Genomic DNA, 13,884 nt, shown 5'->3' on the forward strand with positions numbered 1-13,884 from the left:
TGACACCGTGACCCGCCATTTCCTGCGCGACGACGACCTCTCCCCGGCCGAACAGGCCGAAATCCTCGATCTGGCCCTGGAACTGAAGCGAGACCGATTTGCGGTGCGACCGCTCGCCGGACCGCAGACCGTCGCCGTGATCTTCGACAAGTCGTCAACCCGCACCCGGGTGTCCTTCGCGGTGGGAATCGCCGACCTCGGCGGCAGCCCGCTCATCATCAGCACCGCGAACAGCCAGCTCGGCGGCAAGGAAACTGCCTCCGACACGGCCCGCGTGCTCGAACGCCAGGTGGCGGCCATCGTGTGGCGCACCTATGGCCAGGCCGGGCTCGAAGAAATGGCGCACGGCACGACAGTGCCCGTGATCAACGCGCTCAGCGACGATTTCCACCCGTGCCAGCTGCTCGCCGACCTGCTCACCATCCGTGAGCACCGCGGCGACCTCGCTGGCCAAACCCTCGCGTTTCTCGGCGACGGCGCCTGCAACATGGGCCAGTCCTACCTGCTCGCCGGAGCGACGGCGGGCATGCACGTGCGCATCGCCTCGCCAGCCGGGTACACGCCCACGGACGCCGTTGTAGCGGATGCCACGGCTATCGCCCTGCGCACCGGCGGCTCGGTCGCGCTCTTCACCGACCCTCTCGAAGCGGTCGCCGGTGTCGACGTGGTCATCACCGACACCTGGGTGTCGATGGGCAAGGAAGAGGAGAAGGCGACGCGCCTCGGCGACCTCGGCCGCTACCGCGTGGATGCCGACATGATGGCCCTCGCAAAACCCGGAGCACACTTCATGCACTGCCTGCCGGCCGATCGCGGCTACGAGGTGACCGCCGACGTGATCGACGGCCCGCAGAGCATCATCTGGGACGAGGCGGAGAACCGCCTGCACGCCCAGAAGGCCCTGCTGGTCTGGCTCCTCGCCCACAACGCCTGACCGCCCCCGCTCGCCCCCTTCTTGTACGGGGCCCGGGCCCGGAACCGGGGCCCAGTTTATAGACTGGGCCCGCGTTCCGGGCCCGGGCCCGGAGCGCACGTGGGGGGCACGTAAACTTGCAAATGATCAACGATTTAGGGAGAACCATGGCTGAACGTGTTGTGCTCGCATATTCCGGTGGATTGGATACCTCTGTGGGTATCGGCTGGCTGAAAGACGCCACAGGCAAAGAGGTTGTGGCCCTCGCCGTCGACGTTGGACAAGAGGGCGAAGACATGGACGTCATCCGCCAGCGAGCCCTCGATTGCGGTGCCGTGGAGTCCATCGTCATTGATGCCAAGGACGAGTTCGCGAACGACTACATCGTTCCTACGCTCAAGGCCAATGCGCTCTACCAGAAGCGCTATCCGCTTGTCTCGGCCATCAGTCGTCCATTGATTGCCAAGTACCTCGCCTCCACCGCCATCGAGCTGGGTGCCGACAGCGTCGCCCACGGTTGCACAGGTAAGGGCAATGACCAGGTCCGCTTCGAGGCGGCCGTCGCCGCCCTCGCTCCAGAGCTCACCTCCTTGGCTCCCGTTCGCGATTTCGCGCTCACCCGCGACAAGGCCATCGAATACGCCGCCACGCACAACCTGCCGATCGCGCAGTCGAAGAAGAGCCCGTACTCCATTGACCAGAACGTGTGGGGCCGCGCCGTCGAGACGGGCTTCCTCGAGGACCCGTGGAACGCACCGATCGAAGACCTCTACACCTACTCGCAGGATCCTGCCATTACCCGCGCGCCCACCGAGGTCGTCATCTCCTTCGATCAGGGCGTGCCGGTCGCCATCGACGGCAAGAAGGTCACCCCGCTTCAGGTCGTTCAGCTGATGAACCGCCTCGCCGGCGACCAGGGTGTCGGCCGCATTGACATCGTCGAAGACCGCCTCGTGGGTATCAAGAGCCGCGAGATCTACGAAGCCCCCGCAGGCATGGCACTCATCGCAGCCCACGAAGAGCTCGAGAACATGACCCTCGAGCGCGACGTTGCCCGCTACAAGCGCGGTGTCGAGAGCAAGTGGGCAGAGCTCGTTTACGACGGCCTCTGGTTCTCCGGACTCAAGAAGAGCCTGGATGTGTTTATCGAGGACACACAGAAGTACGTCACCGGCGACATCCGTTTGAAGCTGCACGCAGGAAGCGCTGTTGTCACCGGGCGCTCCAGCACGACGAGCCTCTACGACTTCAACCTCGCCACCTACGATACCGGTGACTCCTTCGACCAGTCCATGGCGAAGGGCTTCATCGAACTGTGGTCGCTGCCGAGCAAGGTGGCCGCACGACGCGACGCCGCCGCCGGGAAGTAGGGCCCGCGTGTCGGGTGACAAGAACACGAACCGCGCCGGCAAGGCGGGTGCCCTGTGGGGTGGCCGTTTTGCCGGGGGACCGTCGCCGGAGTTGGCGAGACTGAGCAAGTCGACGCACTTCGACTGGCAGCTGGCCGAATACGACCTGAGAGGATCCCGGGCACATGCCCGGGCCCTCGCGGCCGCCGGCTACCTGAGCGCTGACGAGCTTGTCACCATGATCGCGGCCATCGATCTTCTCGCCTTCGATGTGGCAGAAGGCCGGTTCACGCCGGCCGAGAGCGACGAAGACGTACACTCCGCTCTTGAACGCGGCCTCATCGACCGGGTTGGCGTCGAGGTGGGCGGCAAGCTCCGCGCCGGACGCAGCCGGAACGACCAGGTGGCCACCCTCGTGCGCCTGATGCTGCGCGACCACGCTGCATCCATCTCCGGTTACGTGATCGAGCTCATCGACGCCCTCGCCGAGCAGGCCGAGACCAACTTCGATGCCATCATGCCCGGCCGCACGCACCTGCAGCACGCCCAGCCGGTGCTGCTCGCGCACCACCTGCTCGCGCACTGCTGGCCGCTCGTGCGCGACCTCGAACGCTTCGTCGACTGGGGTAAGCGCGCGGATTACTCGCCGTATGGCGCCGGGGCGCTTGCCGGCAACACACTCGGCCTTGACGCGAATCTCGTGGCGGCCGACCTCGGCTTCGGCGCCGTGGTGGAGAACTCCATCGACGGCACCGCCAGTCGTGACCTCGTGGCGGAGTTTGCATACATCACGGCCCAGATCGGCATCGACATGTCGCGTTTGGCCGAGGAAATCATTCTCTGGAACACCAAGGAGTTCGGTTTCGTCACCCTCGACGACGCCTACTCCACGGGCTCGTCAATCATGCCGCAGAAGAAGAACCCCGATATCGCCGAACTCGCGCGCGGCAAGTCCGGGCGCATGATCGGCAACCTCACCGGGCTGCTCACCACCCTCAAGGGCCTGCCACTCGCGTACAACCGCGACCTGCAGGAAGACAAAGAGCCGGTCTTCGATTCGATCGAAACCCTCGAGGTGCTGCTCCCGGCATTTGCCGGCATGATCGCGACCCTCACGTTCCACACCGAGCGCATGGCCGAACTCGCGCCGCAGGGCTTCTCCCTGGCAACGGATGTCGCGGAGTGGCTCGTGAAGCGACACGTCTCGTTCCGCGACGCCCACGAGATCACGGGTTCGCTCGTCAAGTTCGCCGAGACGAACGCGCTCGACCTGCACGAGGTGGACGACGAGGCGTTGCTCGCGATCTCACCGCACCTCGTACCCGCGGTGCGCGAGGTGCTCACCATCCGCGGGTCGGTGGAGAGCCGCGACGGCGTCGGGGGCACCGCTCCCGTGCGGGTCGCCGAGCAACGCGCCGCACTCGTGGAGCGCGTTCGTAAGCTGGCAGTCGCTCTCACCGAGTAACCCTGTCCGGATGCATAACTCCGGAAAATTCTCGGCGCCCGAGCGAGGTGCACCCGTGATTCCGGGGGTCCGGATCGGGCGCGGGAGAATTTGCAGGAGTTATGCTCACGTGGCGCGCTCACGTGGCGCGCTTCCGTCGGGTTGGGAGGGGCGCCGCGGTCAGGTCGTCGGCGCTGCGGTGGCCAGGACTGCGCGTTTTTCGTCGTCAAGGTGCGGAAGGCGACTGAGCACGCGGTGCAGATACGCAATGTACGGCACGAGTACGACGACCATCAGGGCCACGAGGACGGTGTCCCACAGCGGATCGTGGTTAGTGAGGCTTCCGCTGACGTTGAAGAGAATGTGAAAGAGAACACCGGGCAGGATGCTGCGGGTGATGGCGACGCAGTAGCCCAGCGTGACGCCTATCGCGATCGCTGCGACGAGTTGGATGAGCTGGTCGACCGGGGAATACCCGCGCAAGAGGTTGACGACATGACCGAAACGGAAAGTGAAGCCGCATAGGTAGATGGCCCGGATGACGGTCCCTCTGCTGATGATGGCTTGAAACAGGATGCCCCGAAAAATGAGCTCCTCCAGCAGCCCGACACAGATCATCACGGTGCACACGAGTATCACGGCCTGTGACGTCAGCTCGGGGTTGATGCCCTTGCTGTATTGCAGGAACGACAGCGCCACGAGCGGTAAGTAATACGCGGCGAGGCGGAGCATTCCAAGTTGGGGGCGACGCAGCCCTTAGGAGCGCGTTCGATGGCCGACCCGCAGGTAGCCGAGCAAGACGAGAGAACACGCGATGAGCAGCAGCGCGGTGCCCACATTGGTGATGCCAATCGCTTCCGAGACAGCGTCGCCAAGGTTCACCATCGGGATGTAGCCCGCTATCCAGAGCAGTGCATGCCGGATGGGTTTGGTCTCTTGCAGTCGCCTCATGGTGCTTTCTTTCAATCTGGGCTTGCCTCCGGCCGGCCGCACTCGCGCCGGGCATTTACTCGCACCCTCATGCAACTCTCGGCGTAAGTGAGCGGGTAGTGCCGAAAGTCATACATGGTGCGGCGTCCTTCCTTGCCGACCTATCGCCATGCGAGCGCGAAGCGAGACAATGAGACAGAAAGCGACGACCGCCGGCGCAAGGAGAGCAGTGAAACCGCGATGAGCTTCGACCGCAGCGTATTGACTCGGCCGTCCGTCGAGGTGGCCCCGCTTCTCTTGGGCGCGGTCCTCTCCCGCGATGGTGTCTCGGTGCGCATCACGGAGGTTGAGGCCTATCTCGGCGAAAGCGACCCCGGGTCGCATGCCTTTCGCGGCATAACCAAGCGCACTGCAACGATGTACGGCCCGCCCGGTCACGTCTACGCATATTTCAGTTACGGTATGCACGTGTGCGCCAACGTGGTCTGCTCGCCCGAAGGCGAGGCATCCGCCGTGCTTGTGCGCGGCGGAGAGATCGTTGCCGGGCTCATGGAGGCGCGGCTGCGTCGGCCGACCGCGGAGAACGACCGTGACCTCGCGCGGGGACCGGCCCGACTCACGAAGGCGCTGGGCATCGCCCTGTCCGACGATGGGGCGGACCTGAATACGGCCCCGTTCGATCTCGAGTTACCCGAACGACCGGCATCGTTTCTCGCCGGACCACGCACGGGCGTGGGTGGTGACGGCGGGGGAGTGGCCTTCCCGTGGCGGTTCTGGATGCCCGGGGAGGCATCCGTGTCGCCCTACCGTCGCCATCCGCCTAGCTGAGAGCGGATGCCGCGGCGCAGGCGTTGCAGGGGCGGGAACCGGCGCGGGCTCCTCGCGGCGTCGACAGCGCCGCTCGGGCCTAACGGATAGCGAAGTGTACGAGGGCGGCGCAGGCGCAGGCCCAGATGAGGCTCGCGAAGGTGCCGATGATGAATCGCTCGCGGGATTCGGGGGAGGACAGCTCGGTGAAACGCCCGACGCCCTTGATGGCCACGACGACGGCGATTGCCTCGGGGAATCCGGCCAGGATGGCCCCGGTCACGGCGAAGCGCTCGAGCATGCCAATGGCCAGGCCGCCGCGAAGCACCTCGTGCACCGCGTTGTCCACGGCGCCGGCGGTGTCGACCAGGATGCCTCCGTGCTCGCCGGAGGCGACGGTGCCTCGGGTGGCGAGGTTCAGGGCGAGCACGGCCATGGGAGCGCCGCCGATCACGGCCAGCGCGAGGGCGAGCATACCCAGAACGATCCCGAACGATGACGGGCCTTCGGGCGTGGGCACGGCTGCCAATACAAGCGCGCCCGCAAGGGCGGCGCCCGACGCGATCGCGAATGCCTGCCGGTGCAGCTTGAAAGCGAGTGCCGCGCAGACGAGCGATCCCAGGGTGATGAGCAGGAGCACCACGACCCAGTAGAGGAACGTGAGTACGGTGAAGGACTCTTCGATATTCATGCGCGGGTGTCCTTGTCACTGGATGAGCGGTCGAGATTCTCTAGCAGCCTAACGATCGCGGGGCGTGCCGTTTGCTCGACACGAAACTGGGTGGCTTTCACGCGCTGGCTGACCGCTGCGGTGGAGATGCCCAGCATTGCTGCGATGTCCACCTGGCTCAGGCCCTTCTCCAACAAGTCCACAGCCTCCCACCCTTCCTCGGACCGGCGTTGGCGCAGCAAGAGCAGCATAGCGAGGAGGGCTTCCACCTGGTTGGCGGTCAATACAGGCTGCGGGGCGGTCGGCATTTCGATGGCCACATGAGCATCCGCCTTCTTGGCACGGGTCACTGCGTTTCGGGCGGCGATGAAGGCCTCGCCGGAGGCCTGGCGGGTGGACGCTGGCAGGGGCATTCGCACCTGGCCGATACCGAGCCCAACGCTCCAGTACCCGGACCGATGCAGAATCAGGATGACGTTGAGGGCGATCTCAGGGTCCGTGATCAACATCTGGATCTCATCACCGGACGTCTGGTCGGGCGGCAGGGCAAATTCGTCGCCGTAGCGGGCTCCGAGTGCGGCCATCATATCGCCGGCGCGGTCGCGATCGTGTCGACTGTCGATCTGGTCTGCGGTGATGACGAACATGGATGTAAGTTTCTAGCATTGATTCATAAAAATCAAGTCTCAACACTGAATATATACAATATAGGTCATGGTACTTAATTCAGCCAGAGCTCGCGGCGCTGGTAATCTGGGCCTGTGTCAGACCCAACCATCCTCAGCAAGCAGACCAATGATTCCTCCTTCGATAACGTCTGGGAGGAGATCACGTGGCGCGGCCTCGTGCATGTCTCCACCGACGAGGCGGAGTTGCGCACACTGCTCGCCGGGGAACCCATCACCTATTACTGCGGGTTCGACCCCACCGCGGCAAGCCTGCACCTCGGCAACCTCGTGCAGCTGCTGCTCATGCGCCGGCTGCAGCTCGCCGGCCACCGCCCGCTCGGTCTCGTGGGAGGGTCGACCGGCCTGATCGGCGACCCGCGGCCGACCGCCGAACGCACGCTCACCCCGGTAGAAACTGTCACCGAATGGGTCGGCTACCTTCAGGCCCAGGTGTCGCGATTCCTCAGCTCCGAGGGTGAGAACGCAGTCACCCTGGTGAACAACCTCGATTGGACCGCCCCGTTGTCCGCCATCGATTTCCTGCGTGAAATCGGCAAGTACTTCCGTGTGGGCACCATGCTCAAGAAGGACGCCGTCAGCGCGCGCCTCAACTCGGATGCCGGGATCAGCTACACGGAGTTCAGCTACCAAATTCTGCAGGGCCTCGACTTTCTCGAGCTTTTCCGGAGTTACGGGTGCGTCTTGCAGACCGGGGGAAGTGACCAGTGGGGCAACCTCACAAGCGGCACCGACCTGATTCGCCGGGCAGAAGGCACCAGCGTGCACGCGATCGGCACTCCGCTGATTACCAACAGCGACGGTACGAAGTTCGGCAAGAGCGAGGGCAACGCCATCTGGCTCGACCCCAAGCTCACGAGCCCGTACGCCTTCTACCAATTCTGGCTGAACACCGACGACGCCGACGTGGTTTTTCGCCTCAAGATTTTCACGTTCCTGAGCAAGATCGAGATCGAGCGGCTCGCGCTGGCCGTCGACACTGAACCCTTCAAGCGGGAGGCCCAGCGCACGCTCGCCTTCGAGGTGACGAGCCTCGTACACGGCGTGGCCGCGACGGATGCCGCGATCAATGCCGCGCAGGCCCTCTTCGGTCAGGGAGACCTGAGCGATCTGGACCCGGACACCCTTGAAGCCGCACTGCGCGAACTGCCGAATACGACCACAGCGCCACACGCATCCGTTGTGCAGCTACTCCTCGACACCGGTCTTACGAAGAGCCTCGGTGAGGCCCGTCGCGCAGTGGCCCAGGGCGGCGTGTACCTGAACAACGTCAAGGTTGCCAGCGACGAGGAAACCATCGAAGGTAACGTACTCCCCGGGGGAGTGGCGGTACTCCGCCGCGGCAAGAAGACCCTCGCCGGCGTCTTCGTTCAGTAGGGCAAGAGGGTGTTTCCGGCTTGTTTTCGGCGAGTTGCGAACGCGACACGCCCGGGATGAGATCGCGAGTTGCGGCCCCCGGGGATTCACCGTAATGTCATCTAAGTCACCCCACAGGTTCGGAAAGCGGAAGTGCTTACCGGCCTCATGCGGGACAAATCCCAAGTCAAGATAAAGCGAGTTTCTCGCGTTTCTGGCCTGGTTAGTGAAGTGCTTCAGTGCAATGGTCTGTGTGGCCGGCGGCTGGGTGCGTCCGATCCTTGAGAACTCAACAGCGTGCACAATGTCAAATGCCAAAAACCTCGTGGTTGTGGTCCCGTTTCTAGCGGGTAGCAGCCAATGAGATTCCTTTGGAATAACAATTGAAAGTCGTGGTTTCGATCACGCAAACAAACAAAGCAAGTCAGTAATGATTTGTTCTGTCAGTTTCAAACTTGCAGTTTCTTGGCCTATTCCGGCTGGTTATTGCACTAGATGGGCACCGTGTTTGTATTTATATGGATTCGGGAGCTATTCAAACATTTACGGAGAGTTTGATCCTGGCTCAGGACGAACGCTGGCGGCGTGCTTAACACATGCAAGTCGAACGGTGATGAGGAGCTTGCTTCTTTGATCAGTGGCGAACGGGTGAGTAACACGTGAGCAATCTGCCCTTGACTCTGGGATAACTGCGGGAAACTGTAGCTAATACCGGATACGACCTTTGGAGGCATCTCTGGGGGTGGAAAGAATTTTGGTCAAGGATGAGCTCGCGGCCTATCAGCTAGTTGGTGAGGTAATGGCTCACCAAGGCGACGACGGGTAGCCGGCCTGAGAGGGTGACCGGCCACACTGGGACTGAGACACGGCCCAGACTCCTACGGGAGGCAGCAGTGGGGAATATTGCACAATGGGCGCAAGCCTGATGCAGCAACGCCGCGTGAGGGACGAAGGCCTTCGGGTTGTAAACCTCTTTTAGTAGGGAAGAAGCGACTGGGTTTTCCTGGGAGTGACGGTACCTGCAGAAAAAGCACCGGCTAACTACGTGCCAGCAGCCGCGGTAATACGTAGGGTGCAAGCGTTGTCCGGAATTATTGGGCGTAAAGAGCTCGTAGGCGGTTTGTCGCGTCTGCTGTGAAAACCCGAGGCTCAACCTCGGGCCTGCAGTGGGTACGGGCAGACTAGAGTGCGGTAGGGGAGATTGGAATTCCTGGTGTAGCGGTGGAATGCGCAGATATCAGGAGGAACACCAATGGCGAAGGCAGATCTCTGGGCCGTAACTGACGCTGAGGAGCGAAAGCATGGGGAGCGAACAGGATTAGATACCCTGGTAGTCCATGCCGTAAACGTTGGGAACTAGATGTGGGGACCATTCCACGGTCTCCGTGTCGCAGCTAACGCATTAAGTTCCCCGCCTGGGGAGTACGGCCGCAAGGCTAAAACTCAAAGGAATTGACGGGGGCCCGCACAAGCGGCGGAGCATGCGGATTAATTCGATGCAACGCGAAGAACCTTACCAAGGCTTGACATATACCGGAAACGGCTGGAAACAGTCGCCCCGCAAGGTCGGTATACAGGTGGTGCATGGTTGTCGTCAGCTCGTGTCGTGAGATGTTGGGTTAAGTCCCGCAACGAGCGCAACCCTCGTCCTATGTTGCCAGCACGTAATGGTGGGAACTCATGGGATACTGCCGGGGTCAACTCGGAGGAAGGTGGGGATGACGTCAAATCATCATGCCCCTTATGTCTTGGGCTTCACGCATGCTACAATGGCCGGTACAAAGGGCTGCGATACCGCAAGGTGGAGCGAATCCCAAAAAGCCGGTCTCAGTTCGGATTGAGGTCTGCAACTCGACCTCATGAAGTCGGAGTCGCTAGTAATCGCAGATCAGCAACGCTGCGGTGAATACGTTCCCGGGCCTTGTACACACCGCCCGTCAAGTCATGAAAGTCGGTAACACCCGAAGCCGGTGGCCTAACCCCTTGGGGAAGGAGCTGTCGAAGGTGGGATCGGTGATTAGGACTAAGTCGTAACAAGGTAGCCGTACCGGAAGGTGCGGCTGGATCACCTCCTTTCTAAGGAGCACGTGCAGTCCCGTCTGTATACAGCGGAATACGATTGCCAGTCATACCAGGCCGAACGGTTTGGATGGCGCTCATGGGTGGAACATTGACATTGATGCGAAGACGACTGGTCTTCACTCGGTACGCTCCTTCGGGGGTTGGAAAAGTGGGGGTCAGGGAGAATCGCATATGCACGCTGTTGGGTCCTGAGGGACCGGAACATCACGCACTTTGGTGTGTGTTGGACTTTTCCTCTGGACCTTTTTTCGTTGGCAGTCGTGCTGTAGAAATACAGCCGCCGGCGTGAAGGGGTACCGCCCGTACTTTGAGAACTACACAGTGGACGCGAGCATCTTAAATTTGATCGTATTTATACGACAAATTACAAAGATCTAAGCACTCTTTATTGAGTGCGTGATCATTGGTCAATTTCGACTCTGAATTTATTCAGGGTACTTAATCGATTCAAACTCATGTGATTTCAAATTTTTAAGAGCAAACGGTGAATGCCTTGGCATGTAGAGCCGAAGAAGGACGTAGTAATCTGCGATAAGCCTCGGGGAGTTGATAAACGAACTGTGATCCGAGGATGTCCGAATGGGGAAACCCCGCCAGGCCCGTGAGGTGACCTGGTGACTCCCGCCTGAATATATAGGGCGGGTAGAGGGAACGTGGGGAAGTGAAACATCTCAGTACCCACAGGAAGAGAAAACAATAGTGATTCCGTTAGTAGTGGCGAGCGAACCCGGATGAGGCTAAACCGATCATGTGTGATAGCCGGTAGGCGTTGCATGGTCGGGGTTGCGGGACTTTTCTGCTGTCTCTACCGAGGCGGTGAGGGTTAGAACGTTGTATAGACGAACAGGATTGAAAGCCTGGTCATAGAGGGTGCGAACCCCGTAGTCGAAATGCAGCAATCACTCGAGAAGTATCCCAAGTAGCACGGGGCCCGAGAAATCCCGTGTGAATCTGTCAGGACCACCTGATAAGCCTAAATACTCCTACATGACCGATAGTGAACAAGTACCGTGAGGGAAAGGTGAAAAGTACCCCGGGAGGGGAGTGAAATAGTACCTGAAACCGTTTGCTTACAAACCGTTGGAGCAGCCTTGTTGCTGTGACAGCGTGCCTTTTGAAGAATGAGCCTGCGAGTTAGTGATATGTGGCGAGCTTAACCCGAGAGGGGAATGCGTAGCGAAAGCGAGTCTGAATAGGGCGATTCAGTCGCATGTCCTAGACCCGAAGCGAAGTGATCTATCCATGGCCAGGTTGAAGCGACGGTAAGACGTCGTGGAGGACCGAACCCACTTCAGTTGAAAATGGAGGGGATGAGCTGTGGATAGGGGTGAAAGGCCAATCAAACTTCGTGATAGCTGGTTCTCTCCGAAATGCATTTAGGTGCAGCGTTGCGTGTTTCTTGCCGGAGGTAGAGCTACTGGATGGCCGATGGGGCCCAAAAGCTTACTGACGTCAGCCAAACTCCGAATGCCGGTAAGTGAGAGCGCAGCAGTGAGACGGTGGGGGATAAGCTTCATCGTCGAGAGGGAAACAACCCAGACCACCAACTAAGGTCCCAAAGCGCGTGCTAAGTGGGAAAGGATGTGGAGTTGCACAGACAACCAGGAGGTTGGCTTAGAAGCAGCCACCCTTGAAAGAGTGCGTAATAGCTCACTGGTCAAGTGATTCCGCGCCGACAATGTAACGGGGCTCAAGCACGCCACCGAAGTTGTGGCATTGATATTTTTGGTAAGCCGCCACCTTGTGTGGTTGGTTCAGCCGTGTTGATGGGTAGGAGAGCGTCGTGTGGCCAGCGAAGCGGCGGTGTAAACCAGCCGTGGAGGCTACACGAGTGAGAATGCAGGCATGAGTAGCGAAAGACGGGTGAGAAACCCGTCCTCCGAAAGATCAAGGGTTCCAGGGCCAGGCTAATCCGCCCTGGGTAAGTCGGGACCTAAGGCGAGGCCGACAGGCGTAGTCGATGGACAACGGGTTGATATTCCCGTACTGACGAAAAACCGCCCAAGCTAATCCAGTAATGCTAAGCATCTGAATCCCCTAGATGGATCCCTTCGGGGTGAAGCGTGGGGCCTAGCGTGCGACCCTATGCTGGTGCGGTTAGCGTATTAACAGGTGTGACGCAGGAAGGTAGCTGAGCCGGGCGATGGTTGACCCGGTCTAAGGATGTAGGGCGAACGATAGGCAAATCCGTCGTTCATGATGCCTGAGACCCGATGGGTAGCCCGTAAGGGTGAAATCAGTGATCCTATGCTGCCAAGAAAAGCATCGACGCGAGGTTTTAGTCACCCGTACCCCAAACCGACTCAGGTGATCAGGTAGAGAATACTAAGGAGATCGAGAGAATCGTGGTTAAGGAACTCGGCAAAATGCCCCCGTAACTTCGGGAGAAGGGGGGCCTGAGGCGTGAACGGACTAGCTCCGGGAGCGTTCGAAGGCCGCAGAGACCAGTGGGAAGCGACTGTTTACTAAAAACACAGGTCCGTGCTAAGTCGCAAGACGATGTATACGGACTGACGCCTGCCCGGTGCTGGAAGGTTAAGAGGAACGGTTAGCCGCAAGGCGAAGCTGAGAATTTAAGCCCCAGTAAACGGCGGTGGTAACTATAACCATCCTAAGGTAGCGAAATTCCTTGTCGGGTAAGTTCCGACCTGCACGAATGGCGTAACGACTTCCCAGCTGTCTCAACCGCGAACTCGGCGAAATTGCATTACGAGTAAAGATGCTCGTTACGCGCAGCAGGACGGAAAGACCCCGTGACCTTTACTACAGCTTGGTATTGGTGTTCGGTGTGGCTTGTGTAGGATAGGTGGGAGACTGTGAAGCTTGGACGCTAGTTCAGGTGGAGTCATCGTTGAAATACCACTCTGGTCATATTGGATACCTAACTTCGAACCGTGATCCGGTTCAGGGACAGTGCCTGGTGGGTAGTTTAACTGGGGCGGTTGCCTCCTAAAAAGTAACGGAGGCGCCCAAAGGTTCCCTCAACCTGGTTGGTAATCAGGTGTCGAGTGTAAGTGCACAAGGGAGCTTGACTGTGAGACTGACAAGTCGAGCAGGGACGAAAGTCGGGACTAGTGATCCGGCAGTGGCTTGTGGAAGCGCTGTCGCTCAACGGATAAAAGGTACCTCGGGGATAACAGGCTGATCTTGCCCAAGAGTCCATATCGACGGCATGGTTTGGCACCTCGATGTCGGCTCGTCGCATCCTGGGGCTGGAGTAGGTCCCAAGGGTTGGGCTGTTCGCCCATTAAAGCGGTACGCGAGCTGGGTTTAGAACGTCGTGAGACAGTTCGGTCCCTATCCGCTGCGCGCGCAGGAAATTTGAGAAGATCTATCCCTAGTACGAGAGGACCGGGATGGACGAACCTCTGGTGTGTCAGTTGTTCCGCCAGGAGCACCGCTGATTAGCTACGTTCGGAACGGATAACCGCTGAAAGCATCTAAGCGGGAAGCCGGCTTCGAGATGAGATTTCCATCCCTTAGGGGGAGAGGCTCGCAGCTAGACTACTGCGTTGATAGGCCGGATGTGGAAGTGGGGACTAAAGACCCATGAAGCTGACCGGTACTAATAAGCCGATAATTTGATAACACTCAGTTTGAAGAAGCTGCTATGCGTCCACTATGTGGTTCTCGATGTACGGTCGAGA

At 60.1% G+C, this 13,884-nt stretch carries 9 protein-coding genes and 2 rRNA genes; 7 read left to right on the plus strand and 4 right to left on the minus strand.

Going from position 1 to position 13,884, the window contains the following annotated elements; all coding sequences use genetic code 11:
- Positions 1 to 7: 7 nt before the first annotated feature.
- From argF to argH, 3 genes are all read left to right on the plus strand, one after another.
- Positions 8 to 934: an ornithine carbamoyltransferase gene (gene argF, locus BJ997_RS04660; RefSeq protein WP_035835874.1), complete on the plus strand. Its 927-nt coding sequence runs from the start codon at positions 8 to 10 to the stop codon at positions 932 to 934.
- A 146-nt stretch (positions 935 to 1,080) separates the two neighbouring features.
- Positions 1,081 to 2,283: an argininosuccinate synthase gene (locus BJ997_RS04665; RefSeq protein ID WP_035835873.1), complete on the plus strand. Its 1,203-nt coding sequence runs from the start codon at positions 1,081 to 1,083 to the stop codon at positions 2,281 to 2,283.
- 7 nt (positions 2,284 to 2,290) lie between these two features.
- Positions 2,291 to 3,727 (plus strand): argininosuccinate lyase, encoded by a 1,437-nt coding sequence (gene argH / locus BJ997_RS04670; RefSeq protein ID WP_035835872.1) that lies wholly within the window; start codon positions 2,291 to 2,293, stop codon positions 3,725 to 3,727.
- 159 nt (positions 3,728 to 3,886) lie between these two features.
- Here the strand turns inward: argH and BJ997_RS04675 are convergent, their stop codons facing one another.
- Both BJ997_RS04675 and BJ997_RS04680 read right to left on the minus strand, forming a co-directional pair.
- A complete protein-coding gene (locus BJ997_RS04675; protein WP_084141111.1) occupies positions 3,887 to 4,438 on the minus strand; it encodes a CPBP family intramembrane glutamic endopeptidase in 552 nt (183 codons plus the stop codon).
- Positions 4,439 to 4,462: 24 nt separating this feature from the next.
- Complete coding sequence (locus BJ997_RS04680; RefSeq protein WP_035835870.1) at positions 4,463 to 4,657, minus strand: hypothetical protein; 195 nt, start codon at positions 4,655 to 4,657, stop codon at positions 4,463 to 4,465.
- A gap of 219 nt (positions 4,658 to 4,876) precedes the next feature.
- Between BJ997_RS04680 and BJ997_RS04685 the strand changes: the two genes are divergently transcribed.
- Complete coding sequence (locus tag BJ997_RS04685) at positions 4,877 to 5,464, plus strand: DNA-3-methyladenine glycosylase (RefSeq protein WP_035835906.1); 588 nt, start codon at positions 4,877 to 4,879, stop codon at positions 5,462 to 5,464.
- Between the two features lie 79 nt (positions 5,465 to 5,543).
- On the opposite strand, the gene BJ997_RS04690 is transcribed toward BJ997_RS04685, so the two are convergent.
- Together BJ997_RS04690 and BJ997_RS04695 are read right to left on the minus strand one after the other, a co-directional pair.
- Positions 5,544 to 6,134 carry a hypothetical protein gene (locus BJ997_RS04690; protein WP_052542068.1) on the minus strand — a complete coding sequence of 197 codons (591 nt, stop codon included), beginning with the start codon at positions 6,132 to 6,134 and terminating at the stop codon, positions 5,544 to 5,546.
- Complete coding sequence (locus BJ997_RS04695; RefSeq protein ID WP_035835869.1) at positions 6,131 to 6,760, minus strand: hypothetical protein; 630 nt, start codon at positions 6,758 to 6,760, stop codon at positions 6,131 to 6,133. Before BJ997_RS04695 ends, BJ997_RS04690 begins: the two co-directional genes overlap by 4 nt.
- A 114-nt stretch (positions 6,761 to 6,874) precedes the next feature.
- Here BJ997_RS04695 and tyrS point away from each other — a divergent pair, with 114 nt between their 5' ends.
- The 3 genes from tyrS (at position 6,875) to BJ997_RS04710 (ending at position 13,826) form a co-directional block, all read left to right on the plus strand.
- The gene (tyrS, locus tag BJ997_RS04700) at positions 6,875 to 8,176 is read left to right on the plus strand and encodes a tyrosine--tRNA ligase (RefSeq protein ID WP_035835868.1); all 1,302 of its coding nucleotides are present in this window, start codon (positions 6,875 to 6,877) and stop codon (positions 8,174 to 8,176) included.
- Between the two features lie 521 nt (positions 8,177 to 8,697).
- Positions 8,698 to 10,231, plus strand: a 16S ribosomal RNA gene (locus BJ997_RS04705).
- Positions 10,232 to 10,698: 467 nt separating this feature from the next.
- Positions 10,699 to 13,826, plus strand: a 23S ribosomal RNA gene (locus tag BJ997_RS04710).
- The 16S and 23S rRNA genes sit together here, the layout of an rRNA operon.
- Positions 13,827 to 13,884 lie beyond the last annotated feature (58 nt).

It is taken from the genome of Cryobacterium roopkundense, assembly GCF_014200405.1.
Lineage (GTDB): Bacteria > Actinomycetota > Actinomycetes > Actinomycetales > Microbacteriaceae > Cryobacterium > Cryobacterium roopkundense.